At 72.4% G+C, this 21208-nt stretch carries 20 protein-coding genes and 1 riboswitch; of the genes, 4 read left to right on the top strand and 16 right to left on the bottom strand.

The window, feature by feature from the left end; translation table 11 throughout:
* Nucleotides 1-3: 3 nt before the first annotated feature.
* Nucleotides 4-207, bottom strand: coding sequence for an AsnC family protein (locus ACODR5_RS04235; RefSeq protein WP_460817454.1), 204 nt, complete (start codon nt 205-207; stop codon nt 4-6).
* A gap of 202 nt (nt 208-409) precedes the next feature.
* Here ACODR5_RS04235 and ACODR5_RS04240 point away from each other — a divergent pair, with 202 nt between their 5' ends.
* Nucleotides 410-1810: a dihydrolipoyl dehydrogenase family protein gene (locus ACODR5_RS04240; RefSeq protein ID WP_488982833.1), complete on the top strand. Its 1401-nt coding sequence runs from the start codon at nt 410-412 to the stop codon at nt 1808-1810.
* 72 nt (nt 1811-1882) lie between these two features.
* Here ACODR5_RS04240 and ACODR5_RS04245 read toward each other — a convergent pair whose 3' ends face one another.
* From ACODR5_RS04245 to ACODR5_RS04295, 11 genes are all read right to left on the bottom strand, one after another.
* The gene (locus ACODR5_RS04245) at nt 1883-3520 is read right to left on the bottom strand and encodes an ABC transporter ATP-binding protein (protein ID WP_488982834.1); all 1638 of its coding nucleotides are present in this window, start codon (nt 3518-3520) and stop codon (nt 1883-1885) included.
* Nucleotides 3517-4530 carry an ABC transporter permease gene (locus ACODR5_RS04250; protein WP_488982835.1) on the bottom strand — a complete coding sequence of 338 codons (1014 nt, stop codon included), beginning with the start codon at nt 4528-4530 and terminating at the stop codon, nt 3517-3519. Before ACODR5_RS04250 ends, ACODR5_RS04245 begins: the two co-directional genes overlap by 4 nt.
* 1 nt (nt 4531) lies before the next feature.
* Entirely contained in the window at nt 4532-5617 is a 1086-nt protein-coding gene (locus ACODR5_RS04255; protein ID WP_488982836.1) for an ABC transporter permease, read from the bottom strand.
* A 64-nt stretch (nt 5618-5681) separates the two neighbouring features.
* A complete protein-coding gene (locus ACODR5_RS04260) occupies nt 5682-7304 on the bottom strand; it encodes an ABC transporter substrate-binding protein (RefSeq protein WP_488982837.1) in 1623 nt (540 codons plus the stop codon).
* Between the two features lie 256 nt (nt 7305-7560).
* Nucleotides 7561-9006, bottom strand: coding sequence for an MFS transporter (locus ACODR5_RS04265; protein WP_488982838.1), 1446 nt, complete (start codon nt 9004-9006; stop codon nt 7561-7563).
* Between the two features lie 332 nt (nt 9007-9338).
* A complete protein-coding gene (locus ACODR5_RS04270; RefSeq protein WP_488982839.1) occupies nt 9339-9692 on the bottom strand; it encodes a Fe-S protein in 354 nt (117 codons plus the stop codon).
* A gap of 48 nt (nt 9693-9740) precedes the next feature.
* Nucleotides 9741-10214, bottom strand: a complete 474-nt coding sequence (ribH, locus tag ACODR5_RS04275; protein ID WP_449854341.1) for a 6,7-dimethyl-8-ribityllumazine synthase — start codon at nt 10212-10214, stop codon at nt 9741-9743.
* On the bottom strand, nt 10211-11512 hold the full coding sequence (ribA, locus tag ACODR5_RS04280; protein ID WP_488982849.1) for a GTP cyclohydrolase II: 1302 nt from the start codon (nt 11510-11512) through the stop codon (nt 10211-10213). The genes ribH and ribA overlap by 4 nt, the downstream gene beginning before the upstream one ends.
* A gap of 14 nt (nt 11513-11526) precedes the next feature.
* Nucleotides 11527-12252 (bottom strand): riboflavin synthase, encoded by a 726-nt coding sequence (locus ACODR5_RS04285; protein WP_488982840.1) that lies wholly within the window; start codon nt 12250-12252, stop codon nt 11527-11529.
* The gene (gene ribD, locus ACODR5_RS04290) at nt 12252-13289 is read right to left on the bottom strand and encodes a bifunctional diaminohydroxyphosphoribosylaminopyrimidine deaminase/5-amino-6-(5-phosphoribosylamino)uracil reductase RibD (RefSeq protein WP_488982841.1); all 1038 of its coding nucleotides are present in this window, start codon (nt 13287-13289) and stop codon (nt 12252-12254) included. The genes ACODR5_RS04285 and ribD overlap by 1 nt, the downstream gene beginning before the upstream one ends.
* A 65-nt stretch (nt 13290-13354) precedes the next feature.
* Nucleotides 13355-13496: riboswitch (FMN riboswitch) on the bottom strand.
* A gap of 45 nt (nt 13497-13541) precedes the next feature.
* Entirely contained in the window at nt 13542-14405 is an 864-nt protein-coding gene (locus ACODR5_RS04295; protein ID WP_488982842.1) for an Fpg/Nei family DNA glycosylase, read from the bottom strand.
* 372 nt (nt 14406-14777) lie between these two features.
* Here ACODR5_RS04295 and ACODR5_RS04300 point away from each other — a divergent pair, with 372 nt between their 5' ends.
* Both ACODR5_RS04300 and ACODR5_RS04305 read left to right on the top strand, forming a co-directional pair.
* Nucleotides 14778-15500, top strand: a complete 723-nt coding sequence (locus tag ACODR5_RS04300) for an endonuclease domain-containing protein (RefSeq protein WP_488982843.1) — start codon at nt 14778-14780, stop codon at nt 15498-15500.
* Nucleotides 15501-15680: 180 nt separating this feature from the next.
* The gene (locus tag ACODR5_RS04305; protein WP_460817436.1) at nt 15681-16196 is read left to right on the top strand and encodes a GNAT family N-acetyltransferase; all 516 of its coding nucleotides are present in this window, start codon (nt 15681-15683) and stop codon (nt 16194-16196) included.
* A 1-nt stretch (nt 16197) separates the two neighbouring features.
* Here the strand turns inward: ACODR5_RS04305 and ACODR5_RS04310 are convergent, their stop codons facing one another.
* The 4 genes from ACODR5_RS04310 to ACODR5_RS04325 form a co-directional block, all read right to left on the bottom strand.
* The gene (locus ACODR5_RS04310; protein ID WP_460817435.1) at nt 16198-16758 is read right to left on the bottom strand and encodes a GNAT family N-acetyltransferase; all 561 of its coding nucleotides are present in this window, start codon (nt 16756-16758) and stop codon (nt 16198-16200) included.
* Nucleotides 16758-17765, bottom strand: coding sequence for a tryptophan--tRNA ligase (gene trpS, locus ACODR5_RS04315; protein ID WP_449854334.1), 1008 nt, complete (start codon nt 17763-17765; stop codon nt 16758-16760). Before trpS ends, ACODR5_RS04310 begins: the two co-directional genes overlap by 1 nt.
* A gap of 53 nt (nt 17766-17818) precedes the next feature.
* A complete protein-coding gene (locus tag ACODR5_RS04320) occupies nt 17819-18718 on the bottom strand; it encodes an exodeoxyribonuclease III (protein WP_488982844.1) in 900 nt (299 codons plus the stop codon).
* Between the two features lie 61 nt (nt 18719-18779).
* Nucleotides 18780-19319 (bottom strand): TetR/AcrR family transcriptional regulator, encoded by a 540-nt coding sequence (locus ACODR5_RS04325; protein WP_488982845.1) that lies wholly within the window; start codon nt 19317-19319, stop codon nt 18780-18782.
* A 111-nt stretch (nt 19320-19430) separates the two neighbouring features.
* On the opposite strand from ACODR5_RS04325, the gene ACODR5_RS04330 reads away from it, so the two are divergent.
* Complete coding sequence (locus ACODR5_RS04330; RefSeq protein WP_488982846.1) at nt 19431-20957, top strand: MFS transporter; 1527 nt, start codon at nt 19431-19433, stop codon at nt 20955-20957.
* The last annotated feature ends 251 nt before the right edge of the window (nt 20958-21208 follow it).

The raw sequence follows: 21208 nt of genomic DNA on the forward strand, positions 1-21208 counted from the left end.
GATCTACTTTCGTCCGTACTTCTTGTGAGCCGCCTGCTTGCTCACGCCGAGTGCCATGGCGATCGCCTCCCACGAGTAGCCGCTCACGCGGGCGCGGCGCACGAGCGCCTCCTCCTCGCGGCTCAGCGCGCGGCGGCGCTCGGCGAGGCGCCGCAGGGCGGCGATCGGCTGATCCGGTTCGTGCTCGGACGTGGCGGTGGCGGGCATGGCGTCAACCATAGTTGACCTTCGGGCGGGCGTCAACAACCGTTGACGCACTGCACGACGAAGGAGGAGTCGGGTGTCCTCGGCGGATTCGGCGGCGTGTCGGGCCGCGGCGGGGCCGGATCTCCTTCGTTGTGCAGCCCGGCGGGAGGAGAGGGGGCGCGGGCGTTGTGCGCGAAGCGCGGGGACCCGTAGCGTCGGCGGCATGGAGACGCGCGAGGTGGACGTGGTGGTGATCGGCGCGGGGCCGGTCGGCGAGAATGTGGCGGATCGGACGGCGCGGGCGGGCCTCGAGACCGTCATCGTCGAGGCGGAGCTCGTCGGCGGGGAGTGCTCGTACTGGGCGTGCATGCCGTCGAAGGCGCTGCTGCGTCCCGGCGCCGCGTTGCGCGCCGCCCAGGCGGTGGCCGGCGTGACCGGCGGAGGACTCGACGCCGGGGCGATCCTCGCCAGGCGCGACGAGTTCGCCGCGCACTGGCACGACGAGGGACAGGTCGAGTGGCTCGCCTCGGCCGGGATCGAGCTGATCCGCGGGCGGGGCCGGATCGCGGGCGAGCGGATCGTGCGCGTCGAGACCAGCACCGGCGAGGTCGAGCTGCGCGCGCGGCACGCGGTCGTCGTGGCGACGGGATCGGACGCGCGCATCCCCGACACGCCCGGCCTGCGCGAGGCGCGGCCCTGGACGAGCCGCCAGGCCACCGCGGTGCGCACCCCGCCCGCGCGCCTCGCCGTGATCGGCGGCGGGGTCGTCGCGGTCGAGGCGGCCACCTTCCTGCACGACCTCGGCAGCGCGGTGACGATCCTCTCGCGCGGGCCGCTGTTGCGCGGCATGGAGCCCTTCGCGGGCGAGGCCGTGCGCGACGCGCTGCGCGAGCGCGGCGTCGACGTGCGCGAGGGCGCGTCGGTCGCGTCGGTCGAGCGCGCCGGGGAGTTGCGGATCGCGCTCGAGGGCGGCGGCGTCGTGACGGCGGACGAGGTGCTCGTGGCCACGGGGCGCGCGCCGCGCACGGGCGACCTGGGTCTCGAGAGCGTCGGGCTCGAGCCGGGCGCGCCCGTCGAGGTCGACGACACGCTGCGCTCGCCGCGGCTGCCGTGGCTGTATGCGACGGGCGACGCCAACGGGCGCGCGCTGCTGACCCACCAGGGCAAGTACCAGGCGCGGGCCGCGGGCGAGGCGATCGTCGCCAGGGCGCGCGGCGAGCGGGTGGATGACGCGCGCTGGGGCCGGCACGCCGCCTCGGCGGATCACGCGGCCGTGCCGCAGGTGGTCTTCACCGATCCGGAGATCGCGTCGGTGGGGATCACGGCGGCGCAGGCCGAGGAGCGGGGCCTGCGGCATCGCGTGATCGACTACGACCTCGCGAACGTCGCGGGGGCAGGGCTGCTCGCCGACGGCTACGCGGGGCGTGTGCGCGCCGTCGTGGACGAGGATCGGCGCGTGCTCGTGGGGCTGACGCTCGTGGGCGGCGGCGCGGGCGAGATGCTGCACGCCGCGACGATCGCCGTCGTGGGCGAGGTGCCGCTCGAGCGCCTCTGGCACGCCGTGCCGTCGTACCCCACCGTCAGCGAGTTCTGGCTGCGCCTGCTGGAGGAGTACGGGCTGTAGCGGGCGCGCCGCTCCGGCAACCGGGTCGGTTCCTGAACGGAGCGGCGCAGCCGCGGAGATGAAGGGACCGGATCAGGCCAGCGACGCGCGGCGCGCGGCCTGCTCCACGGGATCCGGAACGGGCAGCGAGGCGATCAGGCGGCGGGTGTAGTCGTCCTTCGAGGCGCCGAGCACCTGCGCCGTCGGGCCCTGCTCGGCGATCTCGCCGTGGTGCAGCACCGCCACGCGGTGCGCGAGCAGGTCGACGACGGCGAGGTCGTGCGTGATGAACAGGCACGCGAAGCCGAACCGCTCCTGCAGCTCCTGGAACAGCTCGAGCACGCGCGCCTGCACCGACACGTCGAGCGCCGAGGTCGGCTCGTCGGCGATGAGCAGCTGCGGGTTGAGCGCGAGGGAGCGCGCGAGGCTCGCGCGCTGGCGCTGGCCGCCCGACAGCTCGTGCGGGAAGCGATCCCCGAACTCCTTGGGCAGCTGCACGGCCTCGAGCAGCTCGTCCACGCGGTCGCGCGCGTCGGCGGGCGAGCCGGCCTCGCCGTGCACGACGAGCGGCTCGGCGATGGCGTCGGCGACCGTGAGCATCGGGTTGAAGCTCGAGGCCGGGTCCTGGAACACGAAGCCGAGCTCGCGGCGCGACCGGCGGAACTGCCGCTCGCGCATGCCGTTCATCTCGGTGCCGAGCACGCGCAGCGAGCCGCCGGTCACGGGCGCGAGGCCCGCCATGGCGCGGCCGATGGTCGTCTTGCCCGATCCCGATTCGCCCACGAGGCCCAGCACCTCGCCGGGGCGGATCGTGAAGTCGACGCCCTTGACGGCCCGGAACGGCTTCTGCCCGAAGCGGCCGGGGTACTCGATCTCGAGCCCCTTCGCCTCGACGACCGGCGCCGCCTCGGGGTCGCCGTCGTACGCGCGGTCGGCCACCTCCAGGCGCGGCACGGCGGCGAGCAGGCGCTGCGTGTACTCGTGCTGCGGGGCGGCGAACAGCTCGCGCACGGGCGCCGTCTCGACGATGTTGCCGCGGTACATCACGGCCACGCGGTCGGCGAGGTCGGCCACCACGCCCATGTTGTGGGTGATGAGCACGATGGCGGTGCCGAACTCCGTGCGCGCGCGGCGCAGCAGGTCGAGGATCTCGGCCTGCACCGTCACGTCGAGCGCCGTCGTCGGCTCGTCGGCGATGATCACCGACGGGTTCAGCGCGAGCGCCTGCGCGATGACGATGCGCTGCTTCTGCCCGCCCGAGAACTGGTGCGGGTAGTGGTCCACGCGGGTCTCGGGATCCGGGATGCCCACGCGGCCGAGGATGTCGATCGCGCGGCGGCGGGCCTCCTTCTTCGACACCTCGCCGTGCGCGCGCAGGCCCTCGGCGATCTGCCAGCCCACGGGGTAGACCGGGTTGAGCGCCGTCATGGGCTCCTGGAAGATCATCGCCGCGTCGGGACCGCGCAGCGCGCGCATCCGCTCGGGCGAGAGGCCGACCACGTCGGTGCCGTTCAGGACGACGGCGCCGCCCAGGCGTGCCGTCTCGGGCAGCAGGCCGAGGATCGAGCGGGCCGTGACGGTCTTGCCCGATCCGGACTCGCCGACGATCGCGAGCACCTCGCCGGGATTCACGTCGAGCGAGATGCCCTTGACGGCGGGCACGTCGCCGCCGTCGGTGGCGAAGGTGATGGTCAGATCGCGGATCTGCACCGCGGGGGCTGCGTCGGTCATTCGGCCTCACCGATCTCGTTGCGGGCGACGGGGGTGGTGGCGGCGACGGCGTCGGCCGGGGTGGCCGCGGCGGCGCGCCGGCGGGTGCGCAGGCGCGGATCGGCGAGGTCGTTGAGCGACTCGCCGACGAGCGTGATGCCCATCACGACGAGCACGATCGCGACGCCGGGGAACACGGCGGTCCACCAGCGGCCGGCGGTGACATCCTCGATCGCGCGGTTGAGGTCGTAGCCCCACTCGGCGGCGGCGCTCGGCTCGATGCCGAAGCCGAGGAAGCCGAGGCCGGCGAGCGTGAGGATCGCCTCGGACGCGTTCAGCGTGAACACGAGCGGCAGCGTGCGGGTGGCGTTGCGGAACACGTGCCGCGACATCACGCGCCACGTCGACGCGCCCATCACCTGGGCGGCCTCGACGAACGCCTCCGACTTGATGCGCACCGTCTCGGCGCGGATCACGCGGAAGTACTGCGGGATGAACACCACGGTGATCGAGATGGCGGTGGCGAAGATGCCGCCCCACAGATCCGACCGGCCGCCCGAGATGATGATCGCGCTCACGATGGCCAGCAGCAGCGAGGGGAAGGCGTACACGGCGTCGGCGATCACCACGAGCACGCGGTCGACCCAGCCGCCGATGTAGCCGGAGACGAGGCCGAGCAGCACGCCCAGCAGCATCGACATGAGCACCGAGATGACGATCACGAGCAGCGCCGTGCGGGCGCCCCACAGCACGCGCGAGAACACGTCGTAGCCCGCGATCGTCGTGCCCCAGATGTGCTCGGCGCTGGGCGCCTGGCGGGGTCGGAAGGTCTCGCCGGCCGCGTCGCGGAGCTGGTTGAACTCGTAGGGCGCGATGAGCGGAGCGAAGATCGCCGTCAGCAGGAACACCGCGCAGATGACGAGGCCCGCGGTGAGCATGCCGCGCTGCAGCCCGACGGACTGGCGGAACTGGTGGACGATCGGCAGCCGCGTCCACAGGGGCGGACGGCGCCGGCTTGCTGTCTTCGGCACGTCAGTACCTCACCCTCGGGTCGATGAACGCCGCGATGATGTCGACGATGAAGTTGGTCAGGGCCACGATGACGGCCAGCAGCGCCACGATGCCCTGCACGGCCACGTAGTCGCGCGCCTTCAGGTACTCGCTGAGCTGGTAGCCCAGGCCCATCCACTCGAAGGTGGTCTCGGTGAGCACCGCGCCGCCCAGCAGCATGGCGATCTGCAGGCCGATGACCGTGATGATCGGGATGAGCGCGGGCTTGTAGGCGTGCTTGCGCACGAGGCGGTACTCGCTGATGCCGCGCGAGCGCGCGGCGTCGACGTAGGGCATCGCCAGGGTGCCGATGACGTTGGTGCGCACGAGGCGCAGGAACACGCCGGCGGTGAGCAGGCCCAGCGCGATGCCCGGCAGGATCGCGTGCTGCAGCACGTCGCCGATGATCGCGGGGTTGCCCGTGCGGATCGCGTCGATCGTGAAGATCCCGGTCGATCCCTCCAGGCGGTTCAGCTGCAGCTCGATGCGCGGCGAGGCGCGGCCCGACGAGGGCAGCACGCCCAGCCACACCGAGAAGACGAGCTTCAGGATGAGGCCGGCGAAGAAGACGGGGGTGGCGTAGCAGAGGATGGCGAACACGCGCAGCACGGCGTCGCCCCAGCGGTCGCGCAGGGCCGCGGCGAGCATGCCGAGCGGGATGCCGACGACGAAGGCGACGATGAGGGCGTAGAAGGCCAGCTCGAGCGTCGCGCCGCCGTAGCGCAGCAGCACGCCCACGACGGGCTGGCCGTCGAGCGTCGTGCCGAAGTCGCCGCGGAAGATCTGGCCCAGGTACTCGAGGTACTGGATGATGAGCGGCCGGTTGTAGCCGGCGGCCTCGATGCGCTCCGCGAGCTGGGCCGGCGTGAGCTGACCGCCCAGCGCGGCCGTGATCGGATCGCCCGTCACCCGCATCATGAGGAAGACCGTCGTGACGAGGATGAAGATCGTCGGGAAGATCAGCAGGAAGCGGATGAGGACGTATCGCCAGAGCGTCGCCCCGCCGCGCGCGCCCTTGCGGGCGGCGGCGGGAACGGCCTCGGGCGGAGCCGTTGCGGTGTCTGCCACGGGGGAATCCTAGTCGTGGGGAGGGGGCGGTCCCGTACCGGGACCGCCCCCTCGTGAGCGTGGATCAGCGGGTGATCGAGGCCATGCGGAGCTTGAACGAGGCGTCGAGGACGATGCCGTCGACGTCCGCCGCGCTCACCGCGACCTGGGCGCCCTGCAGGTAGGGCACCGTCGAGAGGTCCTCGGCCACGAGCTGCTGGATCTGCTCGATCAGCGCCTCGCGCTCGGCCGCGTCCGGCGTCGACGCCTGCTGCAGGATGAGGTCGTTGACCTCCTGGTCGTCGTAGTGGTTGACGAGGAAGTTCTCCTGCAGGAAGAACGGCGTCAGGTAGTTGTCGGCGTCGGAGTAGTCCGGGAACCAGCCCAGCTGGTACGCGGGGTAGACGTCGTTGACGCGGTCGTCCGAGTACTGCGTCCACTCCGTGCCGGCCAGCGTCACGTCGAACAGGCCGTCGGCCTCGAGCTGCTGCTCGATGAGCGCGTACTCGTCGGCCGAGCTCGGGCCGTAGTGGTCGGGGCTGTACTGCAGCGCCAGCGGCACGGGCGTCTCGACGCCCGCGTCGGCCAGGAACTGGGCCGCCGCCTCGGCCGAGGGGCCGCCCTCGCCGTCGCCGTACAGCTCCTTCAGCGGCTCGGCCGCGCCGGCGAAGCCCTGCGGCACGTACGAGTACAGCGGGGTGTAGGTGCCGTCGTAGACGTCCTCGCTGAGGGCCTCGCGGTCGATCAGCGACGCGACCGCCTGGCGCACGGCGAGCGCCATGGCCGGGTCGGCCTCGTCGGTCGCGGCGCCGTAGGGCTGCGTGTTGAAGTTGAACACGATGTAGCGGATCTCGCCGCCGGGGCCCTCGTGGACCGTGAGGCTGTCGTCGCCCGAGAGGTCGGCGACGTCGCTGGCCGACAGGCTGCGGTAGGCCACGTCGACCTCGCCCTCCTGCACGGCGAGCTTCAGGTTCGACGACTCGGCGTAGTAGTTGATGATGACGCCTTCGTTCGCGGCGGGCTCGTGCAGACCCTGGTAGTTCTCGTTCGGGGTCAGCTCGACGAGCTCGTTGAACGTGTAGTCGGCGATCGCGTACGGGCCGCCGAAGGCGTTGGCCTCCACGATGTCCTCGTCCGAGGTGACGGCGTCGGCGGCGAACGTCTCCTCGTCGACGATCGCGCCGGGGAACGACGTGAGGACCATGGGGAAGGTCTGGTCGTTCTCGCTCTTGAGGTGGAACACGACGGTCGTCTCGTCGGGCGCCTCGACCGAGTCGAGGTTGAACAGCAGCGACGACGGCCCGTTCGGGTCGGCGATGGCGAGCTGGCGGTCGAACGTGAACTTCACGTCGCTCGAGGTGAGGTCGTTGCCGTTGGCCCACTGCAGGCCCTCGGGCAGCGTCACCGTGTACTCGGTGGGGCCGGTGAACTCGGCGGTCTCGGCGAGGTCGGGCGCGACGTCCGTGCTGTTCTCGGCCGTGTTGACGAGGTAGGGGAACACCTGCGTCTGCAGCGTGAGCGATCCGTTGTCGTACGAGCCGGCGGGGTCGAGGTGGGTGACAGAGTCGGTGGTGCCGACGAGGATCACGTTGTCGCCCGCGCCGCCGCCGTCGGTCGCTCCGCCGGCGCAGCCCGCGAGGGCGAGCACGGCCACGGTCGGGAGGGCGACGGCTACGGCGCGCGTGCGCGCCTTGTGGGGGAGTGTCATGCGGTGTCCGCTTTCTTGTCAGGACGGCTGTGTCTTGCTGCGACCCGCGGCGGGTTGCGGGTCAGCGCGCCGCGGGAACGGCGCGCGTGTGAGCGATCCTCCCACATGCCCGGGCATGCCAAGGCCCTCCGCGTCACTTTCGACACACGCCCGAAACCTCGCGTTACGCGCCCGAGACGCGGGGCCAGTCGGCGAGGCGGGAGACGACGAGCACCCCCTGTCCAGAGGCAGGGGGTGCTCGCGAAACGTGGGCGGATCAGAGCATCGCGGCTTCCTTGGCGGCGAGCCGCGCGCCCTCGTCGCCCTCGTCGGTCACGCCGTCGCCGTCGATGTCGACGTCCTTGGTCTCCTTGCCGAGGATGAGCGCGATGAGCGTCAGCACGCCCGAGGCCGACAGGTAGACGCCGACCAGCCACGGGTTGCCGTCGCCGACGCTCCACAGCCACAGCGCCACGATCGGCGCGAGCGCGGCGCCGAGGATCGACGACACGTTGTAGGCCACCGCCGATCCGGTGTACCGCACGTTGGTCGGGAACAGCTCGGGCAGCAGGGCGCCCATCGGCCCGAAGGTCATGCCCATGAGCAGGAAGCCGAACACGAGGAACGCCTGCGTGAGCGCGCCCGTGAAGAGCGGATCGCCCTTCGGCAGCAGGAACACCGGGAACAGCAGGCCGAGCCCGATGATGAACGACGTCACCCAGATGAGCAGCTTGCGGCGGCCGATCGCGTCGGCCAGCGGGCCGGACGCGAGGGTGCAGATGCCGAAGAAGATGACGCCGATGATCTGCATGAGCACGAAGTGCGTGTACGTGAAGCCGAGGCCCGGGACGAACGTCTCGGGGTCGGCGCCCTCCGGCAGCGTCTGCGCGCGCGTGCCGTACGACAGCGTGAACGTCGTCATCAGGTAGAAGAGCACGTAGGTCGCGAGCATGAAGAAGGTGCCGAGGATCAGCTGCCGCCAGTGCCGGCGGAACACGTAGCCGATCGGCGCCTTCTGGATCTGGCCCTTCGCCGCGGCCTTCGTGAACGCGTCCGACTCCACGAGCTTCAGCCGCACCCACAGGCCGACGATGACCATGACGGCCGAGAACAGGAACGGGATGCGCCAGCCCCAGCTGAGGAACGCCTCGCTCGCGCCGCCGTCCTCGCCGGGCATCGCGAAGCTGATGAGCAGGAAGATCGAGTTGGCGATGATGAAGCCGATGGGCGCGCCCAGCTGCGGGAACGTGCCGTACAGCGCGCGCTTGCCCTTGGGGGCGTTCTCCGTGGCGACGAGGGCCGCGCCCGACCACTCGCCGCCGAGCGCGAAGCCCTGGGCGAGCCGGCAGATCAGCAGCAGGAAGGCCGCCCACGCGCCGATCTCGTTGTGGGTGGGCAGGCAGCCGATGAGGAACGTCGCGATGCCCATCGTCAGCAGCGAGGCGACGAGGGTGCCCTTGCGCCCGATGCGGTCGCCGAAGTGGCCGAAGACGACCGCGCCGATCGGCCGGGCGACCATGGCGGCCCCGTAGGTCGCGAACGACAGCAGGAGCGCCGTGGTCGGGTTGCCGCTGGGGAAGAAGAGGATCGGGAACACGAGCACGGCCGCCGTGGCGTACGCGTAGAAGTCGTAGAACTCGATCGTGGTGCCGACGAGGCTGGCCGTGATCACGCGTCCGCGTGAGTTGGCCGGCTTCGGATCGGTGGGTGCTGTGGACGTCATGGTGCCTTCTGGAACAGAGCGGGAGGACGCTTCGCGGTGCGCGGCGGGGATGCGCGGCGCGCCGCGTGCTCGGGGTGCCGGCCGGGTCTCCGCGGGGTCGTGCGGTGGCCCGCCGGCTCGTCGGGTGCGCCGCGGATGAGCGGGGCACAAACGACGATTCTACGCGCGTGAGTGAGCATTCTGCGCACCGGCGCACGTCACGGCGCGCTCCGGCCGCGTCGGAACCGCGAATGCAGACACCCCCATCGATCACAATGATCAACGGGGGTGTCGGCGCGATGCGAAATGCTCTCGCTGAGCGGGTGTCGCGCGGCGGAGTGCGCGACGCGCCGTCAGCGCCAGATGAGGGCGAGCCCGGCGTTCAGCAGCGTGAGGCCGCCGATCAGCCAGAACACCCACGACGGCAGCGGGCGGCCCTTCTTCGCGCGGCTCGTGCTGATGCCCACGAGCGCGCCGATGACGACGAGCACGACGAGCTTGATGCCGATCTTCACGTAGTTGAGGTCGTGGTCGAGCCCCCACGGCGCCGCGAGCGCGAGCCCGGCGACGCCGGCGACGAGCACACCGAGGTCCATGAGGCGCGTGGCCTGGTAGCGCCGCGAGGCCGCCTCGACGACCCAGGCGCCGAACAGGATCGCAAAGCCGACGAGGTGGACGAGCAGGACGACGTTCCGCAGGATCTCCATGACTTCTACCCTATGTAGAGAAACCCCTCGCCGTCGAGCCCGACCCGGTCAGCCGCGCAGGGTGCGGAGGGTGAGGGCCGTGCGCAGGGCCGCGTCGGCGGCCTCGGCGCCCTTGTCCTCCTTCGAGCCCGGCAGGCCGGCCCGATCCAGTCCCTGCTGCTCGTCGTCCAGCGTGAGCACGCCGAAGCCCACGGGCTTGCCGGTGTCGAGCGCCACGCGCGTGAGCCCGTCGGTGGCGGCCGACGAGACGAACTCGAAGTGCGGCGTGCCGCCGCGGATGATCACGCCGAGCGCCACGACGGCGTCCGCGCCCGCCTCGAGCGCCGCCTTCGCGACGACCGGCAGCTCGAACGATCCCGCCACGCGCACGAGCCGGTGGCTCGCGCCCGCCGCGTCGAGCGTGCGCCGCGCGCCCGCGATCAGCCCCTCCGAGATCTCCTCGTGCCAGGTGCCCGCGACGATGACGACGTCCAGGCCCTCCCCGTCGATCCGCTCCCGCTCGGGTGCGCCCTTTCCGCTCACTTCGTCTCTCCCGTCTGGACGGCGCTCTCGTCCGCCTGCATCTGCGCGACCGCGGCGGCCAGCTCCGCCTCGCCGATGATGTGGCCCATGCGGTCGCGCTTGGTCTCGAGGTACTGGTGGTTGTTCGGGCCGACGCCCACGATGAGCGGCACCTGCTCGACCACGTCGAGGCCGAAGCCGCGCAGCTGACGCACCTTGTCGGTGTTGTTGGTGAGCAGCCGGATGCGCGCGACGCCGAGGTCGCCGAGGATGCCCGCCGCGGCGGCGTAGTCGCGGGCGTCGGCCGGCAGGCCCAGCGCCGTGTTGGCGTCGACGGTGTCGAGGCCCTCCTCCTGCAGCGCGTACGCGCGGAGCTTGTTGATGAGCCCGATGCCGCGGCCCTCGTGGCCGCGCATGTAGATGACGACGCCGCCGTCCTGCTCGATGGCGTCGAGGGCGGCGTCGAGCTGCGGGCCGCACTCGCACTTGAGCGATCCGAACGCCTCGCCCGTGAGGCACTCCGAGTGCACGCGGACGAGGGGCGTCGGGTTGGTCGCGAGGTCGCCCGAGACGATGGCCAGGTGATCCGTGCCCGTGAGACGGTCCTTGTACGCGAGGAACCGGAACGTGCCGTGCGAGGTGGGCACGAGGGCGTCGGCGCGCAGGCTCACGGCGCGGCGGACGACGGGCGCCTCGGCGCCGTCGCGCGGGTCGACGTCGTCGAGGTGGGCGACGAGCTGCTCGATCGTGATGACGGGGATGCCCTCGCGTGCGCCCATCTCCACGAGGCCGGGCAGGCGCATCATGCTGCCGTCCTCGGCGACGACCTCGGCGATCACACCGACGGGCTGCAGCCCTGCGAGCCGCATGAGTTCGACGGCCGCCTCGGTGTGGCCGCCGCGCTGGCGCACGCCGCCCGGCACCGCACGCAGCGGCAGGATGTGCCCGGGGCGGATGACGTCGGTGGGGGCGGCGTCGGGATCGGCCAGCACGTTGAGCGTGCGGGCGCGGTCGGCGGCGCTGATGCCGGTCGTCACGCCCGAGGCGGCGTCCACGCTCACGGTGTACGCCGTGCCGCGCGCGTCCTCGTTGTTCGTGACCATGGGAGGAAGGTCGAGCCGGTCGGCCCAGTCCTGCGGCATCGGGGCGCACAGGTAGCCGGAGGTGTAGCGCACCGTCCACGCGATCCACTCCGGCGTGGCCAGCTGCGCCGAGAGGATGACGTCGCCCTCGTTCTCGCGATCCGCGTCGTCGGCGACGATCACGGGGCGGCCGGCGCGCAGGGCGTCGAGCGCCTCGTCGATCGTGGCCAGGGGCAGGGGGGTGGTCAGGCTCATCGGGAGCCTCCTTCGAAGGGTGCGGAGAGGATCGAATAGTCGGCCGGCGGCACGTCGGTCGTGCTGAAGGCGCTGTCGGGGCGACGCCCGGTCGGGTCGGGTGCCGGCGCGGGCGCGGCGCGGAAGGCCATCAGGCGCTGCACGTGGCGCGCGAGGATGTCGGTCTCCAGGTTCACGGCGTGGCCGGGGGCGAGCGCGCCGAGCGTCGTGGCCTGCAGCGTCTCGGGGATGAGCGACACCTCGAACCACGGCGCGGCGGCGCCCGCCGGGCTCACGGCGCTCACCGTGAGCGAGGTGCCGTCGACGGCGATCGAGCCCTTGTCGACGACGAGCGGCGCGAAGTGGGCGGGCATCCCGACGCGGATCACGCGCCACTGCGCGCCGGGGCGCACCTCGGCGACGGTGCCCGTGCCGTCGATGTGGCCCTGCACGATGTGGCCGCCGAGGCGCCCGCCCGCCGCCGTCGCGCGCTCGATGTTGACCCGCGACCCGGGGGCGAGCAGGCCCAGCGTCGACATGTCGAGCGTCTGCCGCATGACGTCGGCCGTGAAACCGCGCGCGTCCCACGCCACCACGGTGAGGCACACGCCGCTCACGGCGATCGAGTCGCCGTGACGCACGCCCTCGACGGCCCGCGGCGCGATGACGCTCAGGCGCACGCCGTCGCCCGACGGCTCGATGGCGGCGATCTCGCCGATCTCCTCGATGATCCCGGTGAACATCAGCTGTCTCCCTCGTGCAGGCGGGCTTCGTACAGGACGTCGGCGCCGAGCGGCACCGTGCGGTCGACGACGAGGCGGCGGGCGCCGCCGATCGTCGCCACGCCGATATCGTCGAGCGCCGTGCGCGGGCCGCCCAGCAGCACCGGCGCCACGTACACGAGCACCCGGTCGGCCAGGCCGGCGCGCAGGAACGCGCTGGCGAGCGTCGGCCCGCCCTCGACGAAGACGCGGTGCAGGCCGCGCTCGCACAGATCGGCGAGGACGGCGGCCAGATCGTGCGTGGCGTACGCGAGCGGCTCGCCGCCCGGCGCGATGGCGGGGTGGCGGCGCACGGCGGCGTCCGGCGGGATCGGGCGGGAGCCGATCACGACGGGCACCGGCTGGTGCGGGGCGAGCGCGCCGTCGATGCGCGCGGTGAGCTGGGGGTCGTCGGCGAGCAGCGTGCCGGTGCCCACGACGATCGCGTCGGCCTCGGCGCGGCGGCGGTGCACGTCGGCGCGGGCCTCGGGGCCGGTGATCCACTGGCTCGTGCCGTCGGCCGCCGCGGCGCGGCCGTCGAGGCTCTGCGCCCACTTCACCGTGACGTGGGGGCGCCCGAGGCGCAACGCGGCGATCCAGGGGGCCAGGAGCGCGCCGGCCTCGTCGGCCAGCAGGCCGCCCTCGGCGTCGATGCCCGCGGCGCGCAGGCGCTCGGCGCCGCCGCCCGAGACGGCGCCCGGATCGACGACGGCGTAGACGACGCGCGCCACGCCCGCCGCGATGAGCGCCTCGGCGCACGGGCCGGTGAGCCCGGTGTGGTTGCAGGGCTCGAGGGTCACGACGGCGGTGGCGCCGCGGGCCGCGCCCTCGGGCAGGTGCGAGAGCGCGTCGACCTCGGCGTGGGCGGTGCCGGCGCCGCGGTGCCAGCCCTCGGCGAGCGGCTCGCCGGCGGGGGAGAGGATGACCGCGCCGACCTGCGGGTTGCGGCTGCGGGGGCCGCGGGTGGCCAGCTCGAGCGCGCGCGCCATCGCGCGCCGCTCCGCCTCGCTGAATGCCATCCGATCCTCCGGTCCTGGGCGCCCGGGGTCGTCGAACGGCGTCGCGCGACTCGGTCGCGCTCGCCGCGTGCTTCCTCTCATCCGGACTCGCAGGCTGCGCCTGCATCACCGTCGGTCCCGGAATTCCACCGGATCGGCCTCGGGATCGCTCCCTCGGTTCGCGGACTGTCACCGCCGGTTCGGATTCTCACCGACCCCGGAGCACGTGTGCTCTCTCAGCCTAGTCAACGCGCGGGGCCGCGGCGTATTCCGTCACTTCAGCAGCCGCGAGAGCCGCCGATCCGCCAGGGGCTTTCCGCCCGTCTGGCAGGTGGGGCAGTACTCCAGGGATCGATCGGCGAAGAAGACCGAGCGCACGGTGTCGCCGCACACGGGGCACGCCTGCCCGGCGCGGGCGTGCACGGCCATGCCGCGGCGCTTGGCGTCCTTGAGCTCGGCGGGCGGCTTGCCCGATGCCGCCGCGACGGCCTCCGTGAGCACGGTGCGCATCGCGGCGTAGAGGCGCGAGACGTCGTCGGCGCCGAGCGTGGCGGCGATCGCGTACGGCGACATGCGCGCGGCGTGCAGGATCTCGTCGGAGTACGCGTTCCCGACGCCCGCGATGACGGACTGGTCGCGCAGCAGCCCCTTGATCTGCGTGCGGCGGCCGGCGAGCGTGCGGGCGAAGGCCTCCTCGGTGAACGCGTCGTCCAGCGGATCCGGCCCGAGGCGCGCGATGCCCGGCACATCCGCCGGGTGGCGCACGACGTACACGGCGAGCGACTTCTTCGTGCCCGCCTCGGTGAGGTCGAAGCCCGACCCGTCGTCGAAGCCGACGCGCAGCGCGATGGGCGAGCGGCCCGGCTTGATGACGGTGGCCGGCAGCTGATCGGACCAGCGCAGCCAGCCGGCCTTGGCGAGGTGGAAGACGAGGTGCAGCCCGTCGCCCAGCGCGAGGTCGACGAACTTGCCGTGCCGCTCGGCGCCGGTCACGGTCGCACCGACGAGGGCGGTGATCGGCGGGTCGAACGTCTTCAGCGCGGCGATCTGCGCCACCTGCGCCTTCGCGACGCGGAGCCCGGCGGCGCGCTCCCGCAGGAACCGCACCAGTCCCTCCACCTCGGGCATCTCCGGCATGCGGCCATCCTGCCACCACCCTCCGACGCGCGGGCGGCGGTTGCGCGTCGAGGTCGCCGTGCGCGCTCACCTGCACAACGAAGGAAACGCGGCGCCTCGCGACCCGTGGAGGCGCGGAACCCGCGGCTTTCAGAGGGAACGTCCTTCGTTGTGCAGCTCTGCGTCCCTCCACAGGGACAGGGATGGCGGTGCAGCGCGGGGCAGGTTGTGGGTAAGCGGATGCGAGGGGGTGCGACGGGGCATCGTCGAGGCATGTCCTGGTACCCGGCTGATGTCGCGTGGAGCTATCGGCAGCTCCGCGATGGCGGCATGACGAGGACCGACATCGAGAACGCGCTCGCGACGGGCAGGCTGTTCCGTGCCCGGCGGAACGTGTACCTCGCGGGGGACACCGCCGACGACCTCAAGTCGGCCGCGCGAGTCGGCGGTCGGCTCGACTGCCTCTCGGCGCTGCGGGTCATGGGAGTGTTCGTCCAGGAGCACGAGCAGCTGCACGTTCAGATCGAAGCGAATCGCAAGCACCTGCGCTCGCCGCGGTCGAGGCGGGTACGTCTCAAGGATCGCCACGGCGTGCGGGTCCACTGGCGCCGGGTGCAGGCGCCGGATGACGTCCTCGTTGTCGACCCGGTCGAGGCGCTGATTCTTGCCAGCCGGTGTCAGCCGCCGCGGTCGATGATCGCGACGCTCGACTCCGCGCTTCATCAGGGGATCGTGACGTCGGAGGATCTCGACGACGTGTTCGCGGCGCTGCCGGGACACTTCGGAGTCCTGCGCAGGCTCGTGGACAGCCGGGCGGAGTCCGGGCCGGAGTCCCTCGCGCGGCTGGAGCTGAGAGGCGCGGGCTGGCACGTGGCGGTGCAGCAGTGGATCGACGGAGTCGGACGCGCCGACCTCGTCGTCGAGCGGCGGGTCATCGTCGAATGCGACAGCCGTGAGCATCACTCGGGGTGGGAAGCGCAGGAGCGCGACAGGGCGCGAGACCTGGCGGCCGCCGAGCGCGGCTTCGCCACGGTCAGGCCGACCGCGCGGATGATCTTCGACGATGTCGGCGACATACGGCGAGCAGTGGCGGGGCTGCTCGCTGCGCCGTTCTGAGGCACATCCGCCCCGTGCTGCGGCTCCTGCTCTCACCGCCGGACTGCACAACGAAGGAAAGAGCCGGCCCATCCTCGACGGAAACCCCGTCCTGGGCGCCGCGAAGCGGCGGTCTTCCTTCGTTGTGCAGAAGGCGAGGCAGAGAGGATCCGCGGGGCGGTGCCGGGATATCGTGGCGGGATGGTGGATCGCCGGTGCCCGGAGGCGACGGAGCGGCTGCGGTTCCGGGAGCTCGAGGAGTCGGACCTCGACGACATGGCCGCCCTGCTGGGCGATCCGGCCGTCATGGCGTTCTACCTGGCGCCGAAGACGCGCGACGAGGCGGCCGCGTGGATCGCCCGGTCCCGCGCGCGGTACGCCGAGCACGGCTTCGGGCTGTGGGCGGTCGAGACCCACGCCGGCGAGTTCGTGGGCGACTGCGGCCTCACGTGGCAGCAGGTGAACGGGCGGCGCGTGCTCGAGGTCGGCTACCACGTGCGCGCCGGCCTGCAGGGCCGCGGCTACGCGACCGAGGCCGCCCGCGCGTGCGTGGGCGAGGCGAGGCGCCGGTTCCCGACCGGCGTGCTCACGGCCATCATCCACCCCGAGAACACCGCGTCGCGCCGCGTGGCCGAGAAGCTCGGCATGACGCACACCGAGGACGACCGCTCGCATCCGTGGATCGTCCGCACGGTGATGTCGATGCCGCTCGGCTGAATCAGATCGGCCAGGGCTGGGGCGTGCGCGGGTCGGTCGCGAGCAGGCCCGCGATGTGGCCGTCGCGACGGTCGCCCGTGGAGCCGATGCGGCCGAGGCCCAGGCGCAGCAGGCCCTCGTAGCGGAAGCCGAGCTTCTGGGCGATGCGGACCGAGGCCGGGTTGTCGGTGACCGCGCGCCACTCCACGCGCTGCAGCCGCATGGGGCCGAACGCGAAGTCGAGCACGGCGCGGGCGGCCTCCGTGAGGTAGCCGCGGCCGCGCGCCGGGGCGGCCATCCAGTAGCCGATCTCGGCGGCGCCGTCGCGCACGCCGTGCAGGGCGATCATGCCCACGAGCACGCCGTCGGCGCGGATCGCCCACGTGCACTCGTCGCCGGTGGACCACCACGCCGCGACGAGGTGGACGAAGGACTCCGCGTCGGTGCGCTGATAGGGCGAGGGGACGGTCGTGTAGCGCTGGATGTCGGGGTCCTGGCACGCCTCGTAGATCGCGTCGATGTCGTCGGTCGTCGGGGCGGACAGGACGAGGCGAGCGGTCTCGAGCTCGACGGGATCCGGCATCACCGGGCGCGCGGCAGCAGGCCGACCTTGTCGTACACGTCGGCGAGCGTGGCGTCGGCCACCGCCTCGGCCTTCGCGGCGTTCGCGGCGAGCACGCGGTCGAGCTCGGCGGGGTCGTCGAGCAGCTCGAGCGCGCGGGCGCGCACGGGCTCGAACTCCGCCACGACCACGTCGCGCAGGCCCTTCTTGAAGTCGCCGTACCCGCGGCCCGCGTACTCGTCCTCGATCGACGCGACGGGCCGGCCGGTGAGGGCCGCGTAGATGGTGAGCAGGTTGGACACGCCCGGCTTCGCCTCGCGGTCGAACCGCACGACGCCGTCGTTGTCGGTCACGGCGCGCATGATCTTCTTCGCCGTCACGTCGACCTCGTCGAGCAGCCACAGCACGCCCGCGTGCGACTCGGCGGACTTCGACATCTTCGCCGTGGGGTTCTGCAGGTCGTAGATGCGCGCGGTCTCCTTCTGGATGACCGGCTTCGGGATCGTGAAGGTGGTTCCGTAGCGCGCGTTGAACCGCTCGGCCAGGTCGCGCGTGAGCTCGACGTGCTGCTTCTGGTCGTCGCCGACCGGCACGACGTCGGTCCGGTAGAGCAGGATGTCGGCGGCCATGAGGATCGGGTACGTGAACAGGCCGACGCTGGCGTTCTCGGCGCCCTGCTTCTGCGACTTGTCCTTGAACTGCGTCATCCGGCCGGCCTCGCCGAAGCCCGTGATCGTCGACAGGATCCACGCCAGCTCCGCGTGCGCGCGCACGTGCGACTGCACGTACAGCGTCGACTTCGACGGCTCGATGCCGGCCGCGATGTACTGCGCCGCGGTGCGGCGGGTCTTCTCGCGCAGCACCGCCGGGTCCTGCGGGGCCGTGATGGCGTGCAGGTCGACGACCGAGAAGAACGCGTCGTACTCGCTCTGCATCTCGCGCCACTGCAGCAGGGCCCCGATGTAGTTGCCGGCCTGGAGCGAGTCGGCCGAGGGCTGCATTCCGGAGTAGAGGCGCTGCTGAGTCACCGTTCGATCCTACGCCGCGCGGCGCCTCGGCCTCTCGCGCCGTGGGGCGCCGATCAGCCGATCGCGTAGTCCGCGACGACGGGGGAGTGGTCGCTCCAGCGGGTGTCGTAGGACGGCGCGCGGTCCACACGGTACGCCGTGGCGCGCTCGGCCAGCGCGGCGGTGGCGAGCTGGTAGTCGATGCGCCAGCCCGAGTCGTTGTCGAACGCCTTGCCGCGCATCGACCACCATGTGTAGGGCCCGTCGACCTCGCCGGCGAAGCGGCGGCCGATGTCGACCCAGCCGAGGCCGGTGGCGCCGGCGCTGAAGGCGCGGGTGTCGCTCAGCTCGCCGACCATGCCGCGGCCCACGCCCTCCTGACCGAGGACGGGAGCGCCGGCGGGGGTGAGGATGCGGTCGAAGTAGGCCCGCTCGCGTGCGAGGAAGCCGGCCTTCTTGACGTTGCCCTTCCAGTTGCGGATGTCGAGCGGGCGGTGGCCGACGTTCAGATCGCCCGTGACGAGCGCGAGCGCGCCGTCGGCCGCGAGCTCGGACATGCGGCGCTCCATGGCGTCGAGGAACGCCCACTTCGGGTCCTGCTTGGCGGGCGTCTCGGCCTCGCCGGTGAAGACGTAGGCGCTGACCACGGTGAGCGTCTCGCCGCCGACCTCGAAGTCGGCCTCGATCCAGCGGCCGTTCGACTCCAGCCCGTCATCGCCCAGCTCGACGCGCGAGATCGCGCACTCCTCGCGCGAGGCGATGGCCACGCCCGCGCGGCCCTTCTGCAGCGACGCGTCGGCGATCACGCGCCAGCCGGGCAGGGCGTCCTCGAGGTGCTCGAGCTCGCCGCGCACCTCCTGCAGCGTGACGATGTCGGGCGCGGCCTCCTCGAGCCACGCGCCCATGCCCTTGCGGGCGGCCGCCCGGATGCCGTTGACGTTGACGGAGGCGACGCGGAGGGAACGAGAGGTCATGCTTCCACCCTAGGTCGGCCCTCCGACACCGCCCGAACCGGTCCCGGTGGGCGCGGACGGCTCAGCCCTCGCGCACCATGCGGGCGAGCTCGTCGAGCACCGCGCGCCGCCGTTCCGCGGGGAACGGCGCCTGCAGCGTCGCCTCGTCGAGCCAGATGCCGTCGGCGGCGACGAGCGCCACCTGCTGGCGGACCGTCAGCTCGGCGACGTCGCCCACCCACCGATCCCGCAGTTCGCGCCAGCGTCGCACGTACCGCTCGTCGCGCGCGACGTCGACCATGACCATGAGGTCCGCCGTGGCGTCGAGGTCGGTGCCCGACTCGGCCGAGGCGAGCAGGAACGCGACGATCCGCTCCTCGCGCGTGGCCTCCTCGAACGGTGCGCCCAGGTGCCGCATCGCGTCGGCCTCCCACGCTTCGATGAGCTCCGCGATGACCGCCTCGATCAGGTCGTCCTTCGAGGGGAAGTGATACAGCACGCCGCCCTTCGTCTTGCCCGCCGCCTCGGCGACCGCCTCGAAGGTGAGCGCGCGCGTGCCCACCTGGGCGGCCAGGCGCAGGGCGGCCTGCACGACCTCCTGCTTGGCGCTGGGGCGGCTCATCGGGTCCCTCCTCCGGGCGCCTCCGGCCCGGACTCGCTGGCAGGCCACGTTACCGCGTGCTGCCCAGGATCCGCCCAGTTTCTATACTGACCGGACGGTACAGTAATCGTCATGAACACCGCGTCGATCGTCACCGTGCGCGCGGGCGCCCGCGAGTGGGTGGCACTCGTCGTGCTCACCCTCGCCGTCGTCCTGCTGGCGGTCGACGCCACGGTGCTCGCGCTGGCGGTGCCCGCCCTCACCGAGGCCCTGCAGCCCACGGCGGTCGAGATCCTCTGGATCGGCGACATCTACTCGTTCGCCATCGCGGGCCTGCTCGTCACGATGGGCAATGTCGCCGACCGCGTGGGGCGCAAGCGCCTGCTCATGATCGGCGCCGTGGCGTTCGGGCTCGCGTCGGTGCTCGGCGCGTTCGCCGCTTCCTCCGCCGTGCTCATCGCGGCGCGCGCCCTGCTCGGTGTCGCGGGCGCGACGATCATGCCGTCGACCCTCGCGATCATCCGCGACATGTTCCGCGACGACCGGCAGCGCACACAGGCGATCGCCGTGTGGTCGGTGGGCTTCACCGTCGGCTCGGCCGCCGGGCCCCTCATCGGCGGGGCGCTGCTGGAGCATTTCTGGTGGGGATCGGTCTTCCTCATCAACGTGCCGGTCATGATCCTCGTGGTCGGCCTGGGCGTGTTCCTGCTGCCCGAGTCGCGCAACCCGCGCCCCGGCCCCATCGACCTGTGGTCCGCGGCGCTGTCGATCCTCGCGATCGTGCCGGTCGTGTACGGGATCAAGCACGTCGCGAAGGGCGATCTCGGTGTGCTCACCTTCGCGGGCTTCGCGGTCGGCATCGCGGCCGGATGGGCGTTCGTGCGCCGGCAGCGGCGGCTCGCGCACCCGCTCGTCGACGTCGGGCTGTTCCGCAACCCGGCGTTCAGCGGCGCGATCGCGGCCAACGTGGTGTCGATCTTCGCCGCGGCCGGGCTGCTGTTCTTCTTCTCGCAGTACCTGCAGCTGGTGCGGCGGTTCTCGCCCCTGCAGGCCGGCATCGGCGAGCTGCCCATGGCGATCGGCGCCGTGGCGGTCGTCGGTGTGGTCGCGTTCCTCGTGGGTCGCTGGGGGCGCGGCAACGCGATGGCGGCGGGCCTGCTCGCCATGGCCGTCGGCCTGGGCGCGCTCGTGGCGGCCGAGGGACTGCCGGGATATGTCTGGCTGGCGCTCGCGCTCGTCGTGATCGGGATCGGGATGGGGCTCGCGGGCGCCGTCGCGACCGACGCGGTGGTCGGCGCCGTGCCGCGCGAGCGCGCGGGCGCGGCGTCGTCGATCTCGGAGATGGGGATCGAGCTCGGCGTGGCGCTGGGCATCGCCGTGCTCGGGTCGCTCCACACCGCCATCTACCGCGCCGCGCTCGTGCTGCCGGACGGGATGCCCGGCGCGGTGCGCGCGGCGGCGGGGGAGTCCCTGCCGCAGCTGGCGGACGCGGCGCATCGCGCGGGCGGCGCCGACGTGGCGCTCGAGGCGGGACGCGAGGCGTTCACGGTGGCCATGCAGTCGGCCACCGGCATCGCCGCGGTGCTGACCGCGGTAGCGGCGTTCATCGCGTGGCGCTTCGTCCCCTCCACCCGCGGCGCGGCCCCGGTCGCCCACTGACGACGGTTGAAACTCCCCGCTTGCTGAACGAAGCGGAAGCGACCAGAGCGAGTCCACGAGGGTCGCGGTGGTCGCTTCATCTCCGCGGCTCCGCCGCTCCGTTCAGCAACCGATGGGTGTGACCCCACGGTTGCTGAACGTAGTGAGCGAAGCGAACGAAGATGAAGCGACCACAGCAAGTCCATGACGGTCGCGCTGGTCGCTTCATCTCCGCGGCTCCGCCGCTCCGTTCAGCAACCGATGGGTGTGAC

The sequence above is a fragment of the Microbacterium sp. FG3 genome (assembly GCF_057809335.1).